This is a genomic window from Streptantibioticus cattleyicolor NRRL 8057 = DSM 46488 (assembly GCF_000240165.1).
Lineage (GTDB): Bacteria > Actinomycetota > Actinomycetes > Streptomycetales > Streptomycetaceae > Streptantibioticus > Streptantibioticus cattleyicolor.
This window is the reverse complement of the sequence record NC_017586.1, coordinates 2,803,775-2,829,706: the sequence shown is the minus strand read 5'-3', so window position 1 is coordinate 2,829,706 and position 25,932 is coordinate 2,803,775. Positions and strand designations below refer to the sequence as shown.

The window sequence follows — 25,932 nt, the reverse complement described above, 5'->3', positions numbered from 1 at the left end:
CCGCATGACCCCGGCCATCGAGATCGACCGCCTGGAGAAGAGCTTCGGCAGCACCCGGGCGATCCGCGGCCTGAGCCTTCAGGTCCCGGCCGGGAAGGTGCTCGGCCTGCTCGGGCCCAACGGCGCCGGCAAGACCACCTTGGTACGCGTGGTCTCCACCCTGGTCGAGCCGGACGCCGGGCGGGTCCTGGTGCACGGCCACGACGTGGTGCGCCAGGCCGCCCGGGTACGCCCGCTGATCGGCCTCACCGGCCAGTACGCCTCGGTGGACGAGGACATGCCGGGGCGGGAGAACCTGTACGTCATCGCCCGGCTGTTCAACTTCTCGCGGCGCGCGGCCCGTTCCCGCGCCGACGAGCTGCTGGAGCGGTTCGGGCTCACGGAGGCCGGCGGGCGCCCCTGCGGCGGCTACTCCGGAGGGATGCGCCGCCGCCTCGACCTCGCCGCCAGCCTGGTGGGCGAGCCGCGGGTGCTCGTGCTGGACGAGCCCACCACCGGCCTCGACCCGCACAGCCGCAACGCGCTCTGGGCCGAGGTGCGCAGGCTCGCCGACGCCGGCACCACGGTGCTGCTGACCACCCAGTACATGGAGGAGGCCGAGGCGCTCGCCGACTCCCTGGTGGTCATCGACCGCGGCCAGGTGATCGCCACCGGCCGCACCGCGGAGCTGCGGGAACGCTTCGGCGGCCAGACGCTGCGGGTCCGCCCCGAGCACCCCGGCGCCCTGCCCGCGCTCCAGGCCGCGCTGGCCTCGGCCGGCCACCGGGTCACCGTGGTGGAGGGCGACGGCGGCGCCCCGCAGAGCCTGCGCCTGCCGCTGTCCGGCGGCGGCGAGGCGCTCACCGCGCTGATCCGCACGCTGGGCGCGGCCGGCGTCCCGCTGGCCTCGGTGGAGACCAGCCTGCCCAGCCTCGACGAGGTGTTCTTGATGCTCACCGGCTCCTCGCGGGGCCGGGGGCCGGAGGAGCCGGAGACCCCGGCCGGACCGGCCGACGACCTGGTACGACCGGCAGCGAGGAGTGCGGTGTGAGCACGGTGACGACGATCCCCGCGGCGGTCCGCCCGGCGCACCCGGGGGCGGCCGGCGCCGTCCGCCACACCCTGGTGCTGGCCCGCCGCAACCTGCGCAAGGCGGTCGCCAGCCCCGGCCAGATCATCGACGCCACCTTGATGCCGGTGGTGCTCTCGCTGGTCTTCATCTACGCCTTCGGCGGCGCCATCGCCGGCGACAGCGCCCAGTACCGGCAGTACCTGATGCCCGGCATCATGGCGCTGACCATCACCACCACCTCCCGCACCTCCGGCATCGGCCTCAACGCCGACTTCGCCACCGGGGTGATGGACCGCTACCGGGCCATGCCGGTGGCCCGCTCGGCGGTGCTCACCGGCCGCATCCTGGCCGACGCGGTACGCCTGCTCGCCGGGCAACTGGTGGTCCTCGCCTTCGCGCTGGCCATCGGGTTCCGCATCCACACCGGGCCGCTGCAAGCGCTCGGCGCGCTCGGCGTGGTGCTGCTCTACGGCGTCGCGCTGTGCTGGCTGCACGCCTTCATCGGGCTGGCCGCGCGCGGCATGGAGACCGTGCAGTCCATCGGCACGCTGGCCATGGTGCCGTTGCAGTTCGGCAGCTCGATCTTCGTCGACCCGGGCACCATGCCGGGGTGGCTGCGGCTGTTCGTCGCCAACAACCCGATGACCGCGGTCGTCGACACCGCCCGCCATCTGCTGATCGGCGGCCCGGTGGGGCACGAGGCACTGGTGGCCGTGGCGTGGAGCGTGGGCCTGATGGCGGTCTTCGCGCCGCTGGCGGTGTGGAAGTACCGCACGCGGAGCTGACCCCGGGGCGCTGCCGGGCGGGTCACTCGCCGACCACGACCAGCCCGGTCTCGTAGGCGAAGACCGCGGCCTGGGTCCGGTCCCGCAGCCCCAGCTTGATCAGGATCCGGCTGACGTGGGTCTTCACCGTCTGCTCGGAGATCACCAGTTCACCGGCGATCTCCAGGTTGGACAGCCCCTGGGCGATCAGACAGAGCACCTGCGTCTCGCGTTCGGTCAGGTCGCCCACGCGTTCCCGGCGGGGCGCGGGCTTGCCGCCCAGCCGGGAGAACTCCTGGATGAGCCGCCGGGTGACGGTGGGGGCGAGCAGCGCCCCGCCCTCGTGCACGGTGCGCACCGCGTCGGCGAGCTGGTGCGCCGAGGAGGTCTTCAGCAGGAAGCCGCTGGCGCCCGCGCGCAGCGCCTCGTAGACGTACTCGTCCAGGTCGAAGGTGGTGAGCACCAGCACCTTGGCCGCCGCGTCGCCGTCGCCGGTGATCCGGCGGGTGGCCTCCAGGCCGTCGAGTCGGGGCATCCGGATGTCCATCAGCACCACGTCGGGGCCCAGCTCCGCGACCGCGCGCACCGCCTCCTCGCCGTCCCCGGCCTCCCCGACCACCTCGATGTCCGGCTGGGCGTTCAGCAGGATCGCGAACGACTCGCGGATCATCGTCTGGTCGTCCGCGATCAGTACCCGGATCGTCACGCTCGCTCGCTCTCTGCGTACGGAAGACAGGCCACCACTTCGTACCACCCGTCGTCCCGGCGGCCGGCGCGCAGGGTGCCGCCGAGCGTGGTGGCGCGCTCGCGCATCCCCAGCACCCCGTGGCCCGACCCGGGCTGCCGCCGCACCCGCGCGGTGGCCGGGCTGTTGGCGACGCGCAGCTCCACCGCGTCCGGGCGGTAGCCGACCTCCACCTCGACCCGGGAGCCGGGGGAGTGGCGCAGCGCGTTGCTCAGCGCCTCCTGGACGATCCGGAACGCCGACAGCTCGACCCGTTTCGGCAGCGTACGGGGGGTGCCCGAGACGGCGGCGGAGACCGTCAGCCCCGCGGTGCGGACGTTGTCCAGCAGCTCGTCGAGGTTGTCCAGGCTGGGCTGCGGGGCGTAGCGGGCGTCCGGGTCCGGGGTGTCGTCGCGCAGCATGCCGAGGATGTGCCGCATCTCGGTGAGCGCGGCCAGCGCGTTCTCCCTGATCCCGGCGAAGCTCTCCACCAGCTCATTCGGCGGCTCGGCCACCCGGTAGGGCGCCGCCTCGGCCTGGACGGCGACCACCGACATGTGGTGGGCGACCACGTCGTGCAGTTCCCGGGCGATGCGGGTGCGTTCCTCCAGCATCGCCCGCCGGGCGCGTTCCACCTCGGTGAGGCGCTGCTGCTTGCGCAGGGTGCGCCGGGCCTCGTCGCGTACCCGCAGCCCGGCCAGCACGCTCAGGCCGAACGCGGAGACCACGGCGAACGGCAGCAGGTCCGGCACGATGCCGGGCGGCGCGAAGAACGCCCACGCCACGGCGCCGACGGCGGTGCTCAGGGCCCATTGCGCGATGAAGACGGCGGTGCGCACCCGCCACGCGGTCAGGAAGGTGACGATCAGATGGGCCAGCAGCGCCGGCTCCGGCCACGGCCACGGGGTGCCGGCCAGCTCCGGGCCGGGCAGCGCCGCGCTCAGCCCCGCGTACGAGGCCATCGCGGCCAGCGACAGCCACCAGGCGGCCGGCGGCCGGATCAGGGCCAGCGGGATCGCCGCCGACTGGGCCACCGCCGGCAGCGCGCACACCACCACCGGCAGCGCCACCCGGGCGCCCATCAGCGCGGTGTCACCGCCGACCAGCGAAAGTCCGGCCAACACCGCGGCGATCAACGGGAGATGGCGCAGTATCCGGTTTTTCGGCCGCGCCAGTTCCGGCACGCTGTACCCGGAAAAGTCGAAGAGCCCTTGTGCGACCGGTCGCCAGAACGCCGCCGGGCGCCGTTCGCCGCCGCCGTCCCGGCCTCGCCGTTCCCGCTCGGACCCCGGTGACCGCTCGCTGCTCACACGCCTCATCGTACCGGCGCGGCGCCCGGCGGCATTCGGCCCGCGGCGGCCGCGCGCCGTTGTCGAAAGGGCTTCAATAACGCGGTGAAAGACCGGCTTCCTATCGTCATTTGCGTAGTGTTCCGCCTTCCTGCCGGAAGCGAATTGGCCGCCCGGCCGGCGAGCTTCGCAGGACGAGCCCGCCGCGCCGGACCACGGGGCCGCCCGTCGGCCCGGACCGCGCCTTGCCGCGGAAGACCACCGCACCGCTTGCGCCGTGCCGCCTGGTGACGCATCGGATCCACAAGGAGTCGGAAAGATGAACAGGCCGGAGACAGTCCTGGCTCAGTGGCAGGGACGGGTTCGCTCGATCCCCGGCTTGACGCTCCCTGAGCTCTTCGAGGCCCAGGTGCGGCGCACCCCCGACGCGGTCGCGGTGAGCCACCGGGACGTCCCGGTGACCTACCGGGAGCTGGACGAGCGGGCCAACCGGCTGGCCCGGCTGCTGCTGGCCCGCGGCATCGGCGCCGAGGACTGCGTGGCCGTCGCGCTGCCGCGCACCGTCGACCACGTGGTGGCGCTGCTGGCGGTGACCAAGTCCGGCGCCGCCTACCTGCCGGTGGGCCTGGACTACCCGGCCGAGCGGATCGCCTACATCCTCGCCGACGCCGACCCGGCCGCGCTGCTGGTCATGTCGGACCTGGCCGTGGACGAGGCGTTCGCCGCCCGCCGGGTGGTCCTCGACGACCCGGACCTCGCCGCCCGCCTCGCCGGGCTGGCCGCGCAGCCGCTCGACCCGGCCGAGCGCGCCTTCGCCCCGCGTCCGGCCAACCCCGCCTACGTCACCTACACCTCCGGCTCCACCGGCCGCCCCAAGGCCGTGGTGATCGAACACCGGGCGCTCGCCGACTACTTGAGCTGGGCCCGCCGCGAGTACCCCAGCCTGGGCGAGGGCGGCACCTCGATCTGGCACTCGCCGTCCACCTTCGACATGTCGGTCTCCGAGCTGTGGGCGCCGCTGGTCTCCGGCGGCCGGGTGCTGCTGGCCGGGCTGGAGGAGGACGCCGACGCCGGCGAGGTCTCCTGCACCTTCCTCAAGGCCACCCCCAGCCACCTGCCGCTGCTGGAACTGCTGCCGGACGCCTTCTCCCCGACCGGGGTCCTGATGCTCGGCGGCGAGGCGCTGCACGACCGGGCGTTGACCGAGTGGCGCCGCCGCCACCCCGGCGCGACCGTCATCAACGTCTACGGCCCCACCGAAGTCACCGTCAACATGGCCGAGTTCCGCCTCGCGCCGGGCGAGCCGGCCCCCGAGGGCGTGCTGCCGCTCGGCCGCGTGATGGACAACATGCGCGGCTACGTCCTCGACGAGGCGCTGTGCCCGGTGGCCCCCGGCGTCACCGGCGAGCTGTACGTGGCCGGCGCCGGTCTCGCCCGCGGGTACGCCGGGCGCCCGGAGCTGACCGCCGAACGCTTCGTCGCCGACCCCTTCGGCGCCCCCGGCGACCGGATGTACCGCACCGGCGACCTGGCCCGGTGGAGCGAGGACGGGCTGCTGGAGTTCCGCGGCCGGGTCGACCACCAGGTCAAGGTGCGCGGCTTCCGGGTGGAGCCCGGCGAGATCGAGGCCGTCCTCGCCCGCCACCCGGCCGTGGCCCGCGCCGTCGTCCTGGTCCGCGAGGACCGCGCCGGCGACCAGCGCGTCGTCGCCTACCTGACCGCCGACGGCACCGCCCCGGACGCCGACGCGCTCCGCGCCCACGTCGCCGCCGAACTGCCGCACTACATGGTGCCGTCCGCCTTCGTGGTGCTCGACGCGTTCCCGCTGACGCCCAACGCCAAGGTGGACCGGGCCGCGCTGCCCGCCCCGGAGTTCACCGGCGCCGAGGACGGCCGGGCGCCGCGCACCGCGACCGAGGAGACGCTGTGCGCCCTGGTCGCCGAGGTCCTCGGGGTGGGCGCGGTCTCGGTGGACGACGACTTCTTCCGGCTCGGCGGCCACTCGCTGCTGGCCATGCGGCTGGTGAGCCGGGTCCGTGGCGAGCTGGGCGTGGAGCTGCCGGTGGGCGCGGTCTTCGCCACGCCCACGGTGGCCGGCCTCGCCGCGGCGGTGGCCGGGGCCGGGCAGGCCCGTCCGGCGCTGGTGCCGATGGCCCGCCCGGAGCGGGTGCCGCTGTCGTACGCGCAGTCGCGGATGTGGTTCACCTACCGCCTGGAGGGGCCCAGCCCCACCTACAACATCCCGCTGGCGCTGCGGCTTTCCGGCGCGCTGGACGCCGACGCGCTGGTGGCCGCGGTCGGCGACGTGGTCGGCCGGCACGAGGCGCTGCGCACCCGGTTCGCCGAGGCGGACGGCGAGCCGTACCAGGTGGTGCTGGACCCGGCGTCCGTTCCGGAGGTGGAGAGGGCCGAGGTCGCCGAGGCGGAGCTGGCCGCGGCGCTCACCGAGCGCGCCGGGTACCGCTTCGACCTGGCCGCCGAGGTGCCGCTGCGGGTGTCGCTGCTGCGGGTCGCCGAGGACGAGCACGTACTGCTGTGGCTGGTGCACCACATCGCCAGCGACGGCTGGTCGCTGGCGCCGCTCGCCCGCGACCTGTCGGTGGCCTACCAGGCCCGGCGCGCCGGGGCCGCCCCGGCGTGGCAGCCGCTGCCCGTCGGGTACGCCGACTACGCGCTGTGGCAGCGTGACGTGCTCGGCGCCGAGGACGACGCCGCGTCGCTCGCGGCCCGCCAACTCGACTACTGGAAGCGGCAGTTGGCCGGGTCGCCGGAGCTGCTGGAGCTGCCGTCCGACCGGCCGCGTCCGGCGGTCGCCTCGCACCGCGGCGACACCGTGCGCTACGCCGTCGACCCCGCCCTCCACGCCCGTCTGGTGGAGCTGGCCCGGCAGACCGACACCACCGTCTTCATGGTGGTCCAGGCGGCCATCGCCGCGCTGCTCTCCCGGGTCGGCGCCGGCACCGACATCCCCATCGGCGCCGCGGTCGCCGGCCGCACCGACGAGGCCCTGGAGGACCTGGTCGGCTTCTTCGTCAACACCGTGGTGCTGCGCACCGACGTCTCCGGCGACCCGACGTTCCGCGAGCTGCTGGCCCGGGTCCGCGGCACCGACCTGGCCGCCTTCGCCCACCAGGACGTGCCGTTCGAGCGCGTCGTGGAAGCCGTCAACCCCGGCCGCAGCCTGTCCCACACCCCGCTCTTCCAGACCATCCTGACCTCGCAGAACACCCCCGCCGACGCCTTCACCCCGGACGGGCTGACGGTCACCGAGGAGCACGTGGCGCGCGGCACGGCCCGCTTCGACCTCTCCTTCCACATCCTGGAGCGCGCCGCGGGCGACGGCCGCCCGGACGGCATCGAGGGCTGGCTGGAGTACGCCGCCGACCTGTTCGACCCGGCCACCGCCGACGCGCTGACCGCCCGGCTGGTGCGCCTGCTGGCCGCCGTCGCCGCCGAGCCGGACACCCCGGTCACCGCGGTGGAGATCCTCTCCGCCGACGAGCGCCGGGACCTGCTGCACACCTGGCAGGGCATATCCCACCAGGTCAGCGGGCGCCCGCTGCCCGACCTGGTCGAGGAACGGGTACGGCGGACCCCCGACGCGCTCGCCGTGGTCCACCAGGACACCTCGCTGACCTACCGCGAACTGGACGAGCGGGCCAACCGGCTCGCCCGGCTGCTGGTCTCCCGCGGCCTCGGCCCGGAGCGGTACGCCGCCGTGGCCCTGCCGCGCTCGGTGGACCTGGTGGTCACCCTGCTCGCGGTCACCAAGACCGGCGGCGCCTACCTGCCGCTCGACCCCGGCTACCCGGCCGACCGGCTCGCCTTCATGCTCGCCGACGTGGACCCGGTGCTGGTGGTCACCGCCGGCGGGGTGCTCGACCACGTGGCCGCCGACCGCCCGGTGCTGCGCCTGGACGACCCGGCCACCACCGCGAGCCTCGCCGCGCTCCCGGCCGACCGGCTCACCGACGCCGACCGGCTCGCCCCGCTGCGCCTGGACAACGCCGCCTTCACCATCTTCACCTCCGGCTCCACCGGCCGCCCCAAGGGCGTCACCGTCCAGCACCGCTCCCTCGACGGCTACCTGTCCTGGGTGCGCGAGGCGTACCCGGCGGTGGCCGGACGCGCCCTGGTGCACTCCCCGGTCGCCTTCGACCTCACCGTCACCGGCCTGTTCGCCCCGCTCACCGCCGGCGGCTGCGTCGAGCTGACCGAACTGACCGAGGCCAGCCGCGTCACCGAGGGGCAGCGACGCCCGACGTTCGTCAAGGCCACCCCGAGCCACCTGCCGCTGCTGATCTCCCTGCCCGGCGAGTTCTCCCCGTCCGAACAGCTCGTGCTGGGCGGCGAGTCGCTCATGGGCGACGTCCTCGACGAGTGGCGGGCCCGCAACCCCGGCGCCACCGTCATCAACGAGTACGGCCCCACCGAGACCACCGTGGGCTGCTCGGAGTTCCGCGTCGCCCCCGGCGACCCGGTGCCCGCCGGTGTCGTCACCATCGGCCGGCCGATCTGGAACACCCGGATGTACGTGCTCGACGCCCGGCTGCGCCCGGTCCCGGCCGGCACCCCCGGCGAGCTGTACATCGCCGGTGACCTGGTCACCCGGGGCTACCTGGGCCGCCCCGAACTGACCGCGGGCCGCTTCGTCGCCGACCCCTACGGCGCCCCGGGCGAGCGCATGTACCGCTCCGGCGACCTGGCCCGCCGGCGTGCCGACGGCCAGCTGGAGTTCATCGCTCGCGTCGACGACCAGGTCAAGCTGCGCGGCTTCCGCATCGAACTCGGCGAGATCGAGGGCGTGATGGGGGCCCACCCCGAGCTGGCCCAGGTCGCCGTGGTGGTCCGCGAGGACCGTCCGGGCGACAAGCGGCTGGTCGGCTACGCCGTACCGGCCCCGGGCGCCAGTCCCGACCCGGAGGAGCTGCGCCGCCACGCCGCCGCCGCGCTCCCCGACTACATGGTCCCCGCGGTCTTCGTCCTCCTGCCCGAACTGCCGCTCACCCCCAACCGCAAGCTCGACCGCAAGGCGCTGCCCGTCCCCGACTACGGCACCGCCCGCACCGCCGGGCGCGGCCCGCGCGACTCCCTGGAGGAGATCCTGTGCGGCGCCTTCGCCGAGGTGCTGGGCGTCAACCGGGTCGGCGTGGACGACAACTTCTTCGACCTGGGCGGCCACTCGCTGCTCGCCACCCGGCTCACCGCCCGGCTGCGCGGCACCCTGGGCGCCGAACTGTCCATCCGGGCGCTCTTCGAGACCCCGACCGTCGCCGGGCTCGCCGCCCGCCTCGCCGACGGCGACCTGGCCGGCGCGGGCGTCACGGCGGCCCGCCCGCCGCTGCTGCCCATGGCCCGCCCGGAGCGCGTACCGCTGTCGTACGCGCAGCGCCGGCTGTGGTTCATCCACCGGCTCCAGGGCTCCAGCGTCACCTACAACATCCCCACCTGGCTGCGGCTGACCGGCCGGGTCGACGCCGACGCGCTGTCCGCCGCCGTCACCGACCTGGTGGCCCGCCACGAGATCCTGCGCACCGTCTACCCCGAGGACGCCGGCGAGCCCTACCAGCAGGTGCTCGCCCCCGGGGAACTCCGCCCCGAGGTGGCGTTCGTCCCCGTCGCCGACGAGCGGCGGCTGACCGAGGCGCTGGCCGAGGCGGCGCTTCACCCGTTCGGCCTCGTCGGCGAACTGCCGCTGAAGGCCACCTTGTTCTCGCTGTCGGAGACCGAGCACGTGCTCGCCGTGGTGATGCACCACATCGCCAGCGACGGCTGGTCGATGGCGCCGCTCGCCCGCGACCTGTCCGCCGCCTACCGCGCCCGCGTCACCGGCACGCCGCCGCGCTGGCAGCCGCTGCCGGTGCAGTACGCCGACTACGCGCTGTGGCAGCGGGACCTGCTGGGCACCGAGGACGACCCGGACAGCCTGATCAACCGGCAGTTGAAGTTCTGGACCGGACAACTGGCCGGCGCCCCCGAGCTGTTGGAGCTGCCGCTGGACCGGCCGCGTCCGGCGGTCGCCAGCCACCACGGCGGCACCGTCGAGCTGGAGCTGGACCCCGCGCTCCACCGCGAACTGGTCTCGCTGGCCCAGAAGTCCGGCGTCACCCTCTTCATGGTGCTGCACGCCGCCATCGCCACCCTCGTCTCCCGGCTCGGCGCCGGCACCGACATCCCGCTGGGCACCGGCGCCGCCGGCCGCACCGACGAGGCCCTGGACGACCTGATCGGCTTCTTCATCAACACCCTGGTGCTCCGCACCGACCTGTCCGGCGACCCCACCTTCCGCGAGCTGCTGGCCCGCTGCCGCACCACCGACCTGGCCGCCTACGCCCACCAGGACGTCCCCTTCGACCGGGTCGTCGAGGCGGTCAACCCCGACCGGGCGCTCTCCCACTCGCCCTTCGTCCAGGTGGCGCTGAGCCTCAACAGCTACGACCAGGGCGTGGTGGACTTCCCCGGGGTCACCGCGACCAGCCCCACGGTCACCAACGAGATCGCCAAGTTCGACCTGATCTTCTTCTGGGAGGAGCGCCACGACGCCGAGTTCGCCCCGGACGGCCTCGGCCTGACGCTGAAGTACGCCACCGACCTGTTCGACCACGAGACCGGCGAGCGCATCGCCGACCGCCTGGTGCGGGTGCTGCGCACCGCGGTGGCCGAACCGGAGCGCCGCGTCGGCACCTTCGACGTCCTTACCGCCGGCGAACGCGACCGGCTGCTGGCCGCGGGCACCGGCGCGATCCGGCCCGACCTGGCCGAGCTGCCGCTGCCCGAGCTGTTCGCCCGCCGGGCCGCCGCCGCCCCCGACGCACCCGCCCTGGTGCACCGCGGCGAGACGCTGAGCTACGCCGAGGTGGCCCGCCGCTCCGCCCGCCTGGCCCGGCTGCTGCTGGCACGCGGGGTGCGCCGGGAGTCCCTGGTGGCCCTGGCGCTCCCCAAGTCGGCCGAGCTGATCACCGCCATGCTCGCGGTGCAGCGGGCCGGCGGCGCCTACCTGCCCGTCGACCCGGAGTACCCGGCCGAGCGCATCGCCTACATGCTGGACGACGCCGCGCCGGTGTGCGTGGTCACCCGCGACGGCGTCGAGCTGCCGCCGGTGGAGTGCGCCCGGGTGGTGCTGGACGACGAAGCGGTCACCGCCGAGCTGGCCGGGCTCGACGACACCCCGGTCACCGACGCCGAACGCGGCGGCCCGCTGGACGCCCGCCACCCCGCCTACGTCATCTACACCTCCGGCTCCACCGGCCGCCCCAAGGGCGTCGTGGTCACCCACCGCGGACTCGCCCCGCTGGCCGCCTCGGCGGCGGACGCCTACCAGATCGAGCCGGACTCCCGGGTGCTCCAGCTGGTCTCGCCCAGCTTCGACGCCTCGGTGCTGGAGATCGTCATGGCGCTGGCCACCGGTGCCGCCCTGGTGGTGCCCGACACCCACCCGCTCGCCGGGGAGGCGCTCGCCGCCACCCTGGCCGAGCAGCGGATCACCCACGCGGTGATCCCGCCCGCCGCGCTGGCCAGCATCCCCGAGGACGCCGAGCTGCCCTGCCTGCGCACCATCGTCACCGGCTCCGACAACGTCAGCGCCGACCTGGCCGCCCGCTGGGCCAAGCGCCACCGGGTCAGCAACTCCTACGGGCCCACCGAGGCCACCGTGGTCAGCACCGTCGGCCGCCCGCTCACCGGCGAGGGGACCCCGCCCATCGGCGGCCCGCTCGACCACGGCCGGGCCTACGTGCTCGACGCCGGGATGCGCCCGGTGCCGGTGGGCGTCCCCGGCGAGCTGTACGTCTCCGGCGCGGGCCTGGCCCGCGGCTACCTCGGCCGCCCCGCGCTCACCGCGGAGCGCTTCGTCGCCGACCCGTTCGGCGGGCCGGGCGGCCGGCTCTACCGCACCGGCGACCTGGTGCGCTGGCGCCCCGACAGCCAGCTGGAGTTCATCGGCCGCACCGACGACCAGGTCAAGGTGCGCGGCTTCCGCATCGAACTCGGAGAGATCGAGGCCGTCCTCGACGCCCACCCGGCCACCCGCCGCTCGGTGGCCCTGGTGCGCGAGGACCGTTCCGGCGACAAGCGGATCGTCGGCTACGTCGAACCCGCCGACGGCGCCACCGAGGCCGCCCGCCTCGTCGACGAGCTGCTGGAACACTGCTCCGCCCGGCTCCCCGGCTACATGGTGCCCTCCGCCCTCGTCGTCCTCGACCAGTGGCCGCTGACCCCCAACGGCAAGGTGGACCGCAAAGCGCTCCCCGAGCCCGGCCGGCCGGTGGCCGCCGACTCCGGACGCGCGCCGCGCGACGCCCGCGAGGAGACGCTCTGCGCCATCTTCGCCGAGCTGCTGGAGGTCGAGCGGGTCGGCATCGACGACAACTTCTTCAAGCTCGGCGGCCACTCGCTGCTCGCCACCCGGCTGATCAGCCGGGTCCGGGCGGCGCTCGGCGCGGAGATCACGGTCCGCACCATCTTCGAGAACCCGACCGTCGCCGAGCTGGCCCAGCAGCTCGACGGTGCCCGCCGCGCGCGTCCCTCGCTGCGTTCCATGCGCCGCCGCGGCTGACCAGAAACCCCGCGCACGTTCCCGCCCGCGTCCCCTCAAGGAGACCACCCATGTTCCCGATGTCCTTCGCGCAGCGGCGGCTGTGGTTCGCCTTCCAGCTCGAAGGGCCCAGCCCGACCTACAACTGCCCGCTGTACATCCGGTTCTCCGGCGCGCTGGACACCGGGGCGCTGGTCGCGGCGGTCGGGGACGTGGTGGAGCGCCACGAGGCGCTGCGCACCCGGTTCGCCGAGATCGACGGCGAGCCGTGCCAGGTGGTGCTCTCCGGGGGACGAGGCCCGGCCCGCCGTCGAGTCCGTCACCCTCGACGGCGAGCCGGCCCTCGCCGAGGCCCTGCGGGAACGCGGACGGTACGCCTTCGACCTGGCGGGCGAGGTCCCGCTGAAGGTGACGCTGTATCAGGTGGCGCCGGAGGAGTACGTGCTCCTGCTGCTGCTCCACCACATCGCGGCCGACGGCGGTTCCCTCGCCCCGCTCGCCCGCGACCTCTCCGAGGCGTACGGCGCCCGCGTCGGCGGCACCGCCCCGGCGTGGGAGCCGCTGCCCGTGCAGTACGCCGACTACGCGCTGTGGCAGCGTGACGTGCTCGGCGCCGAGGACGACCCGGACAGCCTCGCCGCCGAACAACTCGCCTACTGGGCCAAGCAGTTGGACGGCGTGCCGGAGCTGCTGGAACTCCCGCTCGACAAGCCGCGTCCCGCCGTCGCCTCGCACCGCGGCGCCACCGTCCGCTACACCGTCGACGCCGACCTGCACGCCGCCGTGGTGGAACTCGCCCGGCGCACCGACACCACCGTCTTCATGGTCGTCCAGGCCGCCCTCGCCGTGCTGCTCTCCCGCCTCGGCGCCGGCACCGACATCCCGCTCGGCACCGCCGTCGCCGGCCGCACCGACGAGGCGCTGGAAGACCTGGTCGGGTTCTTCGTCAACACCCTGGTGCTGCGGACCGACGTCTCCGGCGACCCGACGTTCCGGGAACTGCTGGCCCGCGTCCGCGAGACCGACCTGGCCGCCTACGCCCACCAGGACGTCCCCTTCGAGCAGGTCGTCGAGGCCGTCAACCCCGGCCGCAGCCTCTCCCACGCCCCGCTGTTCCAGGTGATCCTCACCCTCCAGAGCAACGCCGGGGGCAAGTTCACCGTGCCCGGCGTCGACGCCCGCTTCGGCGAGGTCGACACCGGCGTCGCCAAGGTCGACCTCACCTTCTACCTGGAAGAACGCGCCCACCCCGACGGCACCCCGGCCGGCCTGGTCGGCGAGATCCAGTACGCGGTGGATCTGTTCGAGGGGTCGAGTGCGGGGGTGTTGGCGGAGCGTCTGGTGCGGGTGCTGGGTGGTTTGGTGTCGGCGCCGGATGTGCCGGTGAGTGGTGTGGGGGTGTTGTCGTCGTCGGAGTGGGACGAGTTGGTGGTGGGGCGTAATGCCACGGCTCGTGAGGTGGTTCCGGCTTCGGTTGCGGGGTTGTTCGAGGGGTGGGTGTCGCGGTCGCCGGGTGCGGTGGCGTTGGTGTTCGAGGGTGAGGAGTTGTCGTACGGGGAGGTGGATGGGCGGGCGAACCGGCTGGCGCGGTTGTTGATCGCGTGTGGTGTGGGGCGTGAGTCGTTGGTGGCGTTGGCGGTGCCGCGGTCGGTGGAGATGGTGGTGGCGGCGCTGGCGGTGCACAAGGCGGGTGGTGCGTATCTGCCGGTGGATCCGGAGTATCCGGCCGAGCGGATCGCGTACATGTTGGACGACGCCAAGCCGGTGTGTGTGGTGACGACGTCGGGTGTGTCGTTGCCGCCGGTGGAGTGTGCCCGGGTGGTGCTGGACGACGAAGCGGTCACCGCCGAGCTGGCCGGGTTGTCGGACGCTGTGGTCACCGACGCTGAGCGTGGTGGCCCGTTGGACGTCCGCCACCCCGCCTACGTCATCTACACCTCCGGCTCGACCGGCCGTCCCAAGGGCGTCGTCGTCACGCATCGGGGGGTGGCTTCGCTGGCCCTGGCGCAGGCGGATCGCCTCGAAGTGGCGCCGGGAGCGCGGGTGTTGCAGTTCGCGTCGCTGAGTTTCGACGCCGCCGCGTGGGAGCTGGTGATGGCGCTGGCGAATGGGGCGGCGTTGGTGGTGGCTCCGGCGTCGCGTCTGGTGGCGGGGGAGCCGTTGGCGCGTCTGGTGGCGGAGCAGGGGGTGACGCATGTGACGTTGCCGCCCGCGGTGCTGGGTGTGCTGCCTGATGGTGCGTTGCCGGAGGGTGTGACGTTGGTGGTGGCCGGTGAGGCGTGTGCGCCGGAGCTGGTGGGCCGCTGGTCGCGGGGTCGTCGGATGGTCAACGCGTATGGTCCGACGGAGGCGACGGTGTGCGCGACGATGTCGGCGCCGTTGTCGGGTGCGGTGGTGCCGCCGATGGGTGGTCCGATCGCGAACGCGCGGGTGTATGTGCTGGACGAGGGGTTGCGTCCGGTGCCGGCCGGGGTGCCGGGTGAGTTGTACCTGTCGGGTGCGGGGCTGGCCCGGGGGTATCTGGGGCGTCCCGCGCTGACGGCGGAGCGTTTCGTCGCGGACCCGTTCGGTGAGCCCGGCGGTCGGCTCTACCGCACCGGTGATCTGGTGCGGTGGCGTGCCGATGGTGAGCTGGAGTTCCTGGGGCGTACGGATCACCAGGTGAAGGTCCGGGGGTTCCGGATCGAGCTGGGGGAGATCGAGTCGGCGTTGGCCGGTCACGCGTCGGTGGCCGAGGCTTTGGTGGTGGTGCGGGAGGACGGTCCGGGCGGGCGACAGCTCGTCGGATACGTCACCCCGGCTGACGGGTGCGCCCCTGATGTGGCCGAGCTGCGTCAGCACGTGGCCGCCTCGCTGCCGGATTACATGGTGCCGGCGACCGTGGTGGTCCTGGACCGCTGGCCGCTGACGCCCAACGGCAAGGTGGACCGCAAGCGTCTTCCCGTGCCCGAGTTCGCCACCGAGGGCGGCCGTGCTCCGCGTACCGAACGCGAGGAGACGCTGGCGGCTGTCTTCGCGGACGTCCTCGGCCGGGAATCCGTCACCATCGACGACGACTTCTTCGACCTCGGCGGTCACTCGCTGCTCGCCACCCGGCTGATCAGCCGCCTCAGGGGCGAACTCGGCGTCGAACTCCCGGTGCGCGCCATCTTCGAGGCGCCCACCGTCGCCGGGCTCGCCGAGGCCGTCGACCGGGCCGCGTCCGCACGGCCCGCCCTCCTCCCGATGGCCCGCCCGGACCGCCTGCCGCTGTCCTACGCGCAACGCCGCCTGTGGGCCGCCTTCCGCCTCGAAGGCCCCAGCCCCACGTACAACATCCCGCTCGCGCTGCGCCTTACCGGCCCGCTGGACACCGACGCGCTCACCGCCGCCGTCCGGGACGTGGTGGAGCGCCACGAGGCGCTGCGCACCCGCTTCGCCGAGGCGGACGGCGAGCCGTACCAGGTCGTGCTGCCCGCCGACGCCGTGCCCGCCGTGGCCGTCGTCCCGGTGAGCGGCGAGGACGCGCTGCGTACCGCCCTGACCGAGGCGGCCGACCACCGTTTCGACCTGACCGCCGAGGTGCCGCTGCGCGCGACGCTCTACCGGATCACCCCGGGCGAACACGTCCTGCTGCTGCTGATGCACCACATCGCCGCCGACGGCTGGTCGATGGGTCCGCTCGCCCGCGACCTCTCCGAGGCGTACGGCGCCCGCCTCGCCGGTACGGCCCCCGCGTGGGCGCCGCTGCCGGTCGGGTACGCCGACTACGCGCTGTGGCAGCGTGACGTGCTGGGCGCCGAGGACGACCCCGACAGCCTCGCCGCTCGCCAACTCGCCTATTGGGCCGAGCGGTTGAGTGGCGCGCCGGAGCTGCTGGAACTCCCGCTCGACAAGCCGCGTCCCGCCGTCGCCTCCCACCGGGGTGCCTCGGTGGAGCTGGCCGTGGACGCCGCGCTCCACGAGGCGCTGGTCTCCCTCGCCCAGGAGACCGGCACCACGCTCTTCATGGTGCTGCACGCCGCCGTCGCGGTGTTGCTCTCCCGGCTCGGCGCGGGCACCGATGTCCCCGTCTCCACGGTCCTGGCCGGCCGTACCGACGAGGCGCTGGACGATCTGGTGGGGTTCTTCGTCAACACCCTGGTGCTGCGGACCGACGTCTCCGGTGACCCGACGTTCCGGGAGCTGCTGGGCCGGGTGCGGGAGACGGACCTGGCCGCCTTCGCCCACCAGGACGTGCCGTTCGACCGCGTACTGGAGGCCGCCCACGTCACCCGGGCCCTCTCCCACACGCCGTTCTTCCAGGTCTCGCTCAACCTCCAGAACAACGCCGACTCCGCGCTCACCATGCGCGACCTGACCGTGGTCCCCGAGCCCGTCGCCCTCGACGCCGCCAAGGCCGACCTCTCCTTCGGCATCCGCGAACGCTTCACCACCGACGGCCGCCCCGCCGGGCTCACCGGCTCTCTCGAATACGCGGTGGATCTGTTCGAGGGGTCGAGTGCGGGGGTGTTGGCGCGGCGTTTGGTGCGGGTGCTGGGTGGTTTGGTGTCGGCGCCGGATGTGCCGGTGAGTGGTGTGGGGGTGTTGTCGTCGTCGGAGTGGGACGAGTTGGTGGTGGGGCGTAATGCCACGGCTCGTGAGGTGGTTCCGGCTTCGGTGGCGGGGTTGTTCGAGGGGTGGGTGTCGCGGTCGCCGGGTGCGGTGGCGTTGGTGTTCGAGGGTGAGGAGTTGTCGTACGGGGAGGTGGATGGGCGGGCGAACCGGCTGGCGCGGTTGTTGATCGCGTGTGGTGTGGGGCGTGAGTCGTTGGTGGCGTTGGCGGTGCCGCGGTCGGTGGAGATGGTGGTGGCGGCGCTGGCGGTGCACAAGGCGGGTGGTGCGTATCTGCCGGTGGATCCGGAGTATCCGGCCGAGCGGATCGCGTACATGTTGGATGACGCCAAGCCGGTGTGTGTGGTGACCTGCGGTGGTGTTCAGTTGCCGCCGGTGGAGTGTGCCCGGGTGGTGCTGGACGACGCTGAGGTCCTCGCCGAGCTGGCCGGGCTCGACGACACCACGGTCACCGACGCGGAACGTGGTGGCCCGTTGGACGTCCGCCACCCCGCCTACGTCATCTACACCTCCGGCTCGACCGGCCGCCCCAAGGGCGTGGTCGTCACCCACAGCGGCGTCGCCTCGCTGGCCCTCGCGCAGGGGGAGCGCTTCGGCATCCAACCGGCCTCCCGCAAGCTCCAGTTCGCCTCCTTCAGCTTCGACGCGGCAGCCGCCGAGATGATCGTCACGCTGGCGAATGGGGCGGCGTTGGTGGTGGCTCCGGCGTCGCGTCTGGTGGCGGGGGAGCCGTTGGCGCGTCTGGTGGCGGAGCAGGGGGTGACGCATGTGACGTTGCCGCCCGCGGTGCTGGGTGTGCTGCCTGATGGTGCGTTGCCGGAGGGTGTGACGTTGGTGGTGGCCGGTGAGGCGTGTGCGCCGGAGCTGGTGGGCCGCTGGTCGCGGGGTCGTCGGATGGTCAACGCGTATGGTCCGACGGAGGCGACGGTGTGCGCGACGATGTCGGCGCCGTTGTCGGGTGCGGTGGTGCCGCCGATGGGTGGTCCGATCGCGAACGCGCGGGTGTATGTGCTGGACGAGGGGTTGCGTCCGGTGCCGGCCGGGGTGCCGGGTGAGTTGTACCTGGCGGGTGCGGGGCTGGCCCGGGGGTATCTGGGGCGTCCCGCGCTGACGGCGGAGCGTTTCGTCGCGGACCCGTTCGGTGAGCCCGGCGGTCGGCTCTACCGCACTGGTGATCTGGTGCGGTGGCGTGCCGATGGTGAGCTGGAGTTCCTGGGGCGTACGGATCATCAGGTGAAGGTCCGGGGGTTCCGGATCGAGCTGGGGGAGATCGAGTCGGCGTTGGCCGGTCACGCGTCGGTGGCCGAGGCTTTGGTGGTGGTGCGGGAGGACGGTCCGGCCGGGCGGCAGCTCGTCGGATACGTCACCCCGGCGGACGGGTGCGCCCCTGATGTGGCCGAGCTGCGTCAGCACGTGGCCGCCTCGCTGCCGGATTACATGGTGCCGGCGACCGTGGTGGTCCTGGACCGCTGGCCGTTGACGCCCAACGGCAAGGTGGACCGCAAGCGTCTTCCCGTGCCCGAGTTCGCCACCGAGGGCGGCCGTGCTCCGCGTACCGAACGCGAGGAGACGCTGGCGGCTGTCTTCGCGGACGTCCTCGGCCGGGAATCCGTCACCATCGACGACGACTTCTTCGACCTCGGCGGCGACAGCATCAGCTCCATCCGCCTGGTCTCCCAGGCCCGCGCGGCCGGGCTCACCGTCACGGCGCAGCAGGTCTTCCAGCACCGCACGGTGGCCGCGCTCGCCGCGGTGGCGGAGGGGTCCGCCGAGCCGGCGGCGACCGGCGGACACGACCCCGTGGGCCCCTTCCCGATGACCCCGATCATGCACTGGCTGCGCGAGCTGGACGGTCCGTGGGAGGGCTTCAACCAGTCGGTGACCGTCCGCGTACCGGCCGGGTTCGACCACGCGGCGCTCACCGCCGCCGTACGGCAGTGGCTCGACCACCACCCGGCGCTGCGGCTGCGCGTCGGCGGCGCCCCGGACGGCGGCTGGCGGCCGGAGTTCACCGCGCCCGGCACGGTCACCGCCGAGAGCGTCCTGCACCGGGTGGACGTGACCGGGCTCACCGGGGAGCGGCTGCGCGCGGTGGTGGCCGAGAACGGCGAGAAGGCCCGGCTGCGGCTGGCGCCCCGGGACGGCGTGGTGACCCAGCTCGTCCGGTACGACGCCGGACCCGCCGAACCCGGGCTGCTCCAGGTCCTCGTCCACCACCTCGCGGTGGACGCGGTCTCCTGGCACCTGCTCCTGGACGACCTGCGGGCCGCCTGCGAGGCCGCCGCCGACGGCCGGACGGCCAGGCTCACGCAGCCCCGTACCCCGTTCCGCGAGTGGGCCCACCGGCTCGCCGAGGCCGCCCGCGAACCGCGCTGGGAGGACGGCCTGCCGGTGTGGACCGCCACCGCCCCGGCCACCCCCGAACCCCCGCTCGGCGCCCGCCCGTTGGACCCGCGCCGGGACACCGTGGGCACCGTGCGCGACCTGACCCTGACCCTCCCCTCCGAGCGCGTCGAGCCCCTGCTGACCACGGTGCCCGCGGCCTTCTCGGCCGGCGTCAACGACGTCCTGGTCACCGCGTTCGCGCTGGCGCTGGACGAGTGGCGGCGGCGGCGCGGCCGGCCCGCCGGTGACGGCGTGCTGATCGACCTGGAGGGCCACGGCCGCGAGGACGTCCTGCCCGGCGCCGACGTCTCCGGCACGGTGGGGTGGTTCACCAGCCTCTACCCGGTGCGACTGCGCCCCGGACCGCTGGAGTGGACGCGGGTGCGCTCCGGTGACACCGGGGTCGGCGACGCGCTCAAGGCGGTCAAGGAGCAGCTGCGCGCGCTGCCCGGCAACGGCGTCGGCTACGGCCTGCTGCGCCACCTCAACCCCCGTACCGCGCCCCGGCTCGCCGGGCTTCCGGTGCCCGACGTGGGCTTCAACTACCTGGGACGCATGGCCTCGTCCGGGCCCGCCGCGACCGCCGGCGTCGCCGCGGCGTGGACCCGGGTCGGCGGCCTGCCCACCCCGGCGCCCCGGGACGCCGGGATGCCCGTCCACCACACCCTCGAGGTCAACGCGGTCACCGAGGACCTGCCCGGCGGCCCCCGGCTGAGCGTCACCTGGTCGTGGCCGGCCGAGCTGCTGGCCGAGGCCGACGTCCGCGAGCTGGCCGAGGCGTGGTTCGAGGCGCTGGACGGCCTGGCCGCCCACGCCACCGGGGCCGACGCCGGTGGACACACCCCTTCCGACCTCTCCCTCGCGCTGTCCCAGGAAGAGATCGACGAACTTGAAGCCGAACTGAGGTCGCTGTGATGAACCGCTCCCTGCTCGAAGACGTCCTGCCGCTCACCCCGCTCCAGGAAGGGATGTTCTTCCACGCGCACTTCGACGACGAGGCGCTCGACGTCTACAACGTCCAGGTGGTCGTCGCGCTGCGCGGGCCGCTGCGTCCGGCCGACCTGAGGACCGCGGCGGCGGCCCTGGTGCGGCGCCACCCCAACCTGCGGGCCGGGTTCCGGCAGCGGGCCAACGGCCAGCCGTTCCAGGTGATCCACCGCGAGGCGCCGCTGCCCTGGGACGAGGTGGAGCTGACCGGCGACGACCGGGACGCCGCGCTGGATCGGCTGCTGACCGCGGAACGGGCCCGGCGCTTCCCGCTGGACCGCCCCCCGCTGCTGCGCTTCACCCTGGTGCGCCTCGGCCCCGAGGACCACCGGCTGGTGCTCACCACGCACCACATGGTGGTCGACGGCTGGTCCAACCCGATCCTGCTGCGGGAGCTGTTCACCCTCTACGAGCACGGCGGCGACGACGCGGCGCTGGCCCCGCCGGTGCCCTACCGCCGGTACTTCGACTGGCTCGGCCGGCAGGACGAGGCGGCCTCCACCGAGGTGTGGCGGCGGGAGCTGGCCGGGCTGCCCGGGCCCTGTCTGGTGGTGCCGGCCGACCCGGGCCGGGTGCCGGTGATGCCCGCCCGGGTCTCCGGCGCCCTGCCCGCCGACGCCGAGGCCGGCCTCGACCGCCTGGTGGCCGCCCACGGGCTCACCGTCAACACCCTGGTGCAGGGCGCCTGGGGCGTCGTCCTGGCCCGTCTCACCGGACGCGACGACGTGGTCTTCGGCACCGTGGTCTCCGGCCGCCCGCCGGAGGTCGACGGCATCGAGGCGATGGTCGGCATGTTCATCAACACCATCCCGGTCCGCGTCCGGCTGGACCCCGACGCCCCGGTGACCGAGAACCTGACCCGGCTGCGTACCGCCCAGACCGGCCTGCTCGCCCACCACCACCTGCGGCTCGCCGCCCTCCAGCGGGCCGCGGGCGACGGCGGCGACCTCTTCGACACCTTCGCGGTCTTCGAGAACTACCCCTCCGACGGCGCCGCCCGCCCCGCCTACGCCGGCCTGGAGGTCACCGTGGTGGCCGGCCACGACGCCGCCCACTACCCGCTGCGCCTCATCGCGGCCCGTACCGGACAGCGCCTCGGCCTCGAACTCGAATACCGCCCCGACCTGTTCGACGCCGACGAGGCCGGACAGGTGCTCACCGCCGTCACCGAGGTGCTGCGGCAGATGACCGCCGAACCCGGCCGCACCGTGCGGGAGCTGGCGGTGCCGGTGCCGGACGCCTTCCGCCGGGTGGCCACCGCGCCCGCCGAACCGGCCGCGCCCGCCCCGGCCGCCGAACCGGCCGCGCCCGTCGCCGCCGTCGGGCCGCGCCCCGCGCAGTCGGCCACCGAGGAGATCCTCCTCGGCCTGTTCGAGAAGGTGCTCGGCCGCCCCTGCCCCGGGGTGGACGCCGGCTTCTTCGACCTGGGCGGCCAGTCGCTCACCGCGATCCGCCTGCTCAGCCAGGTGCGTTCGGCCTTCGGGGTGGAGCTGCCGGTGCGCGCGGTCTTCGAGGCGCCCACCGTCGCCGGGCTCGCCGCCCGCATCGCCCGGGCCGGCGCCGCCCGCGCCCCGCTGACCGCGGTGGAGCGCCCGCGCCGGCTGCCGCTCTCCCACGCCCAGCGCCGGCTGTGGTTCGCCTTCCAGCTCGAAGGGCCCAGCCCCACCTACAACTGCCCGCTGGCGCTGCGCCTTTCCGGCCCGCTCGACGCCGACGCGCTGGTGGCGGCCGTCGGGGACGTCACCGAACGCCACGAGGCGCTGCGCACCCGCTTCGCCCAGGCCGACGGCGAGCCCTACCAGGTGATCGCCTCCGGCGCCGCCGCCCGCCCCGAGGTGGCCCGGGTCACCGTGGCCGGCGAGGGCGCGCTGCGCGAGGCGCTGGCCGGCGAGGCCGCCCACCGCTTCGACCTGGCCACCGGGATCCCGCTGAAGGTGACGCTCTACCGGGTCGCCGAGGACGAGCACGTGCTGCTGTGGCTGGTGCACCACATCGCCAGCGACGGCTGGTCGATGGCGCCGCTCGCCCGTGACCTGTCGGTGGCCTACCGGGCCCGGTGCGCCGGTGCCGCCCCGGCGTGGGAGCCGCTGCCCGCGCAGTACGCCGACTACGCGCTGTGGCAGCGTGACCTGCTCGGCTGCGAGGACGACCCGGACAGCGTGCTGTCGCGTCAACTCGCCTACTGGGAGCAGACGTTGGCGGGGGCGCCGGAGCTGCTGGAGCTGCCGCTGGACCGGCCGCGTCCGGCGGTCGCCAGCCACCGCGGCGACACCGTCCGCTTCGACCTCGACGCCGCCCTGCACACCCGGCTCGCCGCGCTGGCCCGGCAGTCCGACGTCACCATGTTCATGGTGCTGCACGCCGCCGTCGCGGTGTTGCTCTCCCGGCTCGGCGCGGGCACCGATGTCCCCGTCTCCACGGTCCTGGCCGGCCGTACCGACGAGGCGCTGGACGATCTGGTGGGGTTCTTCGTCAACACCCTGGTGCTGCGGACCGACGTCTCCGGTGACCCGACGTTCCGGGAGCTGCTGGGCCGGGTGCGGGAGACGGACCTGGCCGCCTTCGCCCACCAGGACGTGCCGTTCGAGCGCGTGGTGGAGGCGCTCAACCCGACCCGTACCCTGTCGCACTCGCCGTTCACGCAGGTCACCCTGATCGTGCAGAACACCGGCGCGGCCTCGCTGGAGCTGGCCGGGCTCACCGTGTCGGCCGAGCCCGACCCGGGCGGCGTGGCCAAGGCCGAACTCGCCTTCAGCCTCAACGAGAGGCGTTCCGCCGACGGCACCCCGGCGGGCCTGCAGGGCATGCTGGAGTACGCCCTCGACCTGTTCGAGCCGGAGAGCGCCCGGCGGCTGACCGAGCGGCTGGCCCGGCTGCTGGACGCCCTCGCCGCCGACCCGGACCGCCCGGTCGGCCAGGTGGAGATCCTCTCCCCGGCCGAGCGGCGCCAACTCCTCGGCGCCGACGCCGCCGACCGCGTCCCGCCGCTCGCCACCTTCCCGGAACTCTTCGAACGCCAGGCACGCCGCACCCCGGACCGTCCCGCCGTCGAGGCCGGCGCCACGGTGTGGACGTACGCCGAACTCGACGCGCGCGCCAACCGGCTGGCCCGGGTGCTGGTGGCGCACGGCGCCGCCCCGGAGGCGTACGTCGCGGTGGCCGTGCCGCGCGGCGAACTGCTGCCGCAGGCGGTGCTCGCGGTGATGCAGTCCGGCGCCGCCTACCTGCCGCTGGACCCCGACTACCCGGCGCAGCGGCTGGCCGCGATGGTCGCCGACGCCTCCCCGGCGCTGCTGGTGACCACCGCCGCGATCGCCGGACGCCTCCCGGACACCGGCGCGGTGCCCCGGCTGGTGCTGGACGACGCCACCGTGGCCGCCGAACTCGCCGCCGCCGCGGAGACCGGCCTCACCGACGCCGACCGCCGCTCCCCGCTGCGCCCCGGCCACCCCGCCTACGTGGTCTTCACCTCCGGCTCCACCGGCCGCCCCAAGGGCGTGGTGGTCACCCACACCGGCATCGGGGCGCTCAGCGCCAACCAGATCGCCCACTACCGGGTGGGCACCGGCAGCAGGGTGCTCCAGTTCTCCTCGCCCAGCTTCGACGTGTCGATGGCCGAGACCGCGCTGGCGCTGCTCTCCGGCGGCTGCCTGGTGGTCCCGGAACGCACCCCGGCCGGCGCCGAGCTGACCGAGGTGCTCGCCGCCCGCCGCGTCAGCCACCTGCTGATCGCCCCCTCGGCGCTGGCCGAGGCGCCCTGGGCCGACCTGCCCCACCTGACCACGGTGATCACCGGTGCCGAGGCGCTCTCCGCCGAACTGGCCGCGTTCTGGGGCCGCGACCGGCTGCTGATCAACGCCTACGGGCCCACCGAGGCCACCTGCGACGTCACCTTCACCCCGCGCGACCCGCGGGCCCCGGCCGGCGCCCGGATCATCGGCCGCCCCATCGACGGGGTGCGCGCCTACGTCCTGGACCGCTCCCTGAACCCCGTGCCGCCCGGCGTCACCGGTGAGCTGTACGTCTCCGGGCCGGGCCTGGCCCGCGGCTACCTGGACCGCGCCGAGCTGACCGCCGAGCGCTTCGTGGCCGACCCGTACGGCGCCCCGGGCGCCCGGATGTACCGCACCGGCGACCTGGCGGCCTGGCGGCCCGGCGGTGCCCTGGAGTTCTGCGGACGCGCCGACACCCAGGTCAAGCTGCGCGGCTTCCGGGTCGAACTCGCCGAGGTGGAGGCCGCCGTGGAGCGCTGCCCCGGGGTGGGCCGCGCGGTGGCCATGGTCCGCGAGGACCGCCCCGGCGACCAGCGGCTGGTGGCCTACGTCCAGCGCGACCCGGGACACCCGGCGCCGCTGGTGCCCGGGGTGCTGGCCACCGTGGTCGCCGACTGGCTGCCCGCCTACATGGTGCCCGCCTCGTTCGTCACCGTCGACGAGTGGCCGCTGACCCCCAACGGCAAGCTCGACCGGCGCGCGCTGCCCGCCCCGGCCCCGGTGACCGGCCGCCTGACCCGGCCGCCGCGCTCACCCCAGGAGGAGCTGCTGTGCCGGCTCTTCGCCGAGGTGCTGGGGGCCGAACAGGTAGGCGTGGACGACAACTTCTTCGAGCTGGGCGGCCATTCGCTGCTCGCCACCCGGCTGGTCGGCCGGGTCCGCGCGGTCCTCGGCGGCGCGCTGGGGCTGCGGGACGTCTTCGCCGCGCCCACCCCGGCCCGGCTCGCCGCCCAGCTGGCCGGCGGGGACGCCAGCGCCTTCGAGACGCTGCTGCCGCTGCGCACCTCCGGCGGCGCCCACCCGCTGTTCTGCGTCCACCCGGTCGCCGGGTACGCCTGGCGGTACTCCGCGCTGCTGGGCGTGGTCGACCCGGGCGTGCCGGTCTACGGGCTCCAGGCGCGCGGGCTGGACGGCACCGGTCCGCTGGCCAGTTCGCTGGAGGAGATGGCCGACGACTACATCCGCGAGATGCGCACTGTGCAGCCGGAGGGCCCCTACCACCTGCTGGGGCTCTCGCTGGGCGGGCTGATGGCGCAGGCGGTCGCCGCCCGCCTCCAGGAACAGGGCCACGAGGTCGGCCTGCTGGTGCTGCTGGACTCCTACCCGGCCCCGCCGGACGGCCCCGGCACCGCCACCGACCCCGACGAGATCCTGGAGCAGATGCACGACGGGTACGCGGAGATCTACGGCCTCCCCGAGGGCGCGCAGGCCCGCCCGGCGAGCGCCGAGGAGACCCGTACCCGCGTCGTCGACTGGCTCGGCCGGGGCACCAGCGAACTGCGCCACCTCGACCCCGAGCAGCGGGCCGCCTCGCTGGACGTGATGGTCAACAACGTCCGGATGACCAACGAGACCCGGCCCCGCCGCTTCCACGGCGACCTGGTGCTGGTGGTGGCCACCCGCAACCAGCAGCCGTGGGCGGCCCCTCAGGCGTGGAAGGAGTTCACCACCGGCGAGGTCGTCGTCCACGAGGTGGAGTGCGAGCACCACGAGCTGCTGGAGCCGGAGCCGGCCGCGGAGATCGGCCGGATCCTCGCCCCGCGTCTCGCCCCGGGCGTCTGACCCGGTGCGCGCCGCCCGGCCGCTGCCGGGCGGCGCGCCGTCCCCCCGAAC

Annotated in this window: 7 protein-coding genes and 1 pseudogene; 6 read left to right on the top strand and 2 right to left on the bottom strand. The window is 74.5% G+C overall.

Going from position 1 to position 25,932, the window contains the following annotated elements:
* Positions 1 to 4: 4 nt before the first annotated feature.
* Together SCATT_RS12560 and SCATT_RS12555 are read left to right on the top strand one after the other, a co-directional pair.
* The gene (locus SCATT_RS12560; RefSeq protein ID WP_014143425.1) at positions 5 to 1,030 is read left to right on the top strand and encodes a daunorubicin resistance protein DrrA family ABC transporter ATP-binding protein; all 1,026 of its coding nucleotides are present in this window, start codon (positions 5 to 7) and stop codon (positions 1,028 to 1,030) included.
* Positions 1,027 to 1,836: an ABC transporter permease gene (locus SCATT_RS12555; RefSeq protein ID WP_014143424.1), complete on the top strand. Its 810-nt coding sequence runs from the start codon at positions 1,027 to 1,029 to the stop codon at positions 1,834 to 1,836. Before SCATT_RS12560 ends, SCATT_RS12555 begins: the two co-directional genes overlap by 4 nt.
* A gap of 22 nt (positions 1,837 to 1,858) precedes the next feature.
* Here the strand turns inward: SCATT_RS12555 and SCATT_RS12550 are convergent, their stop codons facing one another.
* Together SCATT_RS12550 and SCATT_RS12545 are read right to left on the bottom strand one after the other, a co-directional pair.
* Complete coding sequence (locus tag SCATT_RS12550; RefSeq protein WP_014143423.1) at positions 1,859 to 2,521, bottom strand: response regulator transcription factor; 663 nt, start codon at positions 2,519 to 2,521, stop codon at positions 1,859 to 1,861.
* On the bottom strand, positions 2,518 to 3,858 hold the full coding sequence (locus SCATT_RS12545; RefSeq protein WP_202446658.1) for a sensor histidine kinase: 1,341 nt from the start codon (positions 3,856 to 3,858) through the stop codon (positions 2,518 to 2,520). The genes SCATT_RS12550 and SCATT_RS12545 overlap by 4 nt, the downstream gene beginning before the upstream one ends.
* A gap of 289 nt (positions 3,859 to 4,147) precedes the next feature.
* On the opposite strand from SCATT_RS12545, the gene SCATT_RS12540 reads away from it, so the two are divergent.
* The 4 genes and pseudogenes from SCATT_RS12540 to SCATT_RS12530 all read left to right on the top strand — a co-directional run bounded on the left by SCATT_RS12540 (position 4,148) and on the right by SCATT_RS12530 (position 25,881).
* A complete protein-coding gene (locus tag SCATT_RS12540; protein WP_014143421.1) occupies positions 4,148 to 12,382 on the top strand; it encodes a non-ribosomal peptide synthetase in 8,235 nt (2,744 codons plus the stop codon).
* A 50-nt stretch (positions 12,383 to 12,432) separates the two neighbouring features.
* Positions 12,433 to 12,585, top strand: a pseudogene (locus tag SCATT_RS40315) (hypothetical protein); the annotation flags it as partial.
* Between the two features lie 130 nt (positions 12,586 to 12,715).
* Positions 12,716 to 20,254, top strand: coding sequence for a non-ribosomal peptide synthetase (locus SCATT_RS12535; protein WP_322973106.1), 7,539 nt, complete (start codon positions 12,716 to 12,718; stop codon positions 20,252 to 20,254).
* Positions 20,254 to 25,881, top strand: a complete 5,628-nt coding sequence (locus SCATT_RS12530; protein ID WP_014143419.1) for a non-ribosomal peptide synthetase — start codon at positions 20,254 to 20,256, stop codon at positions 25,879 to 25,881. The genes SCATT_RS12535 and SCATT_RS12530 overlap by 1 nt, the downstream gene beginning before the upstream one ends.
* Positions 25,882 to 25,932: the final 51 nt, after the last annotated feature.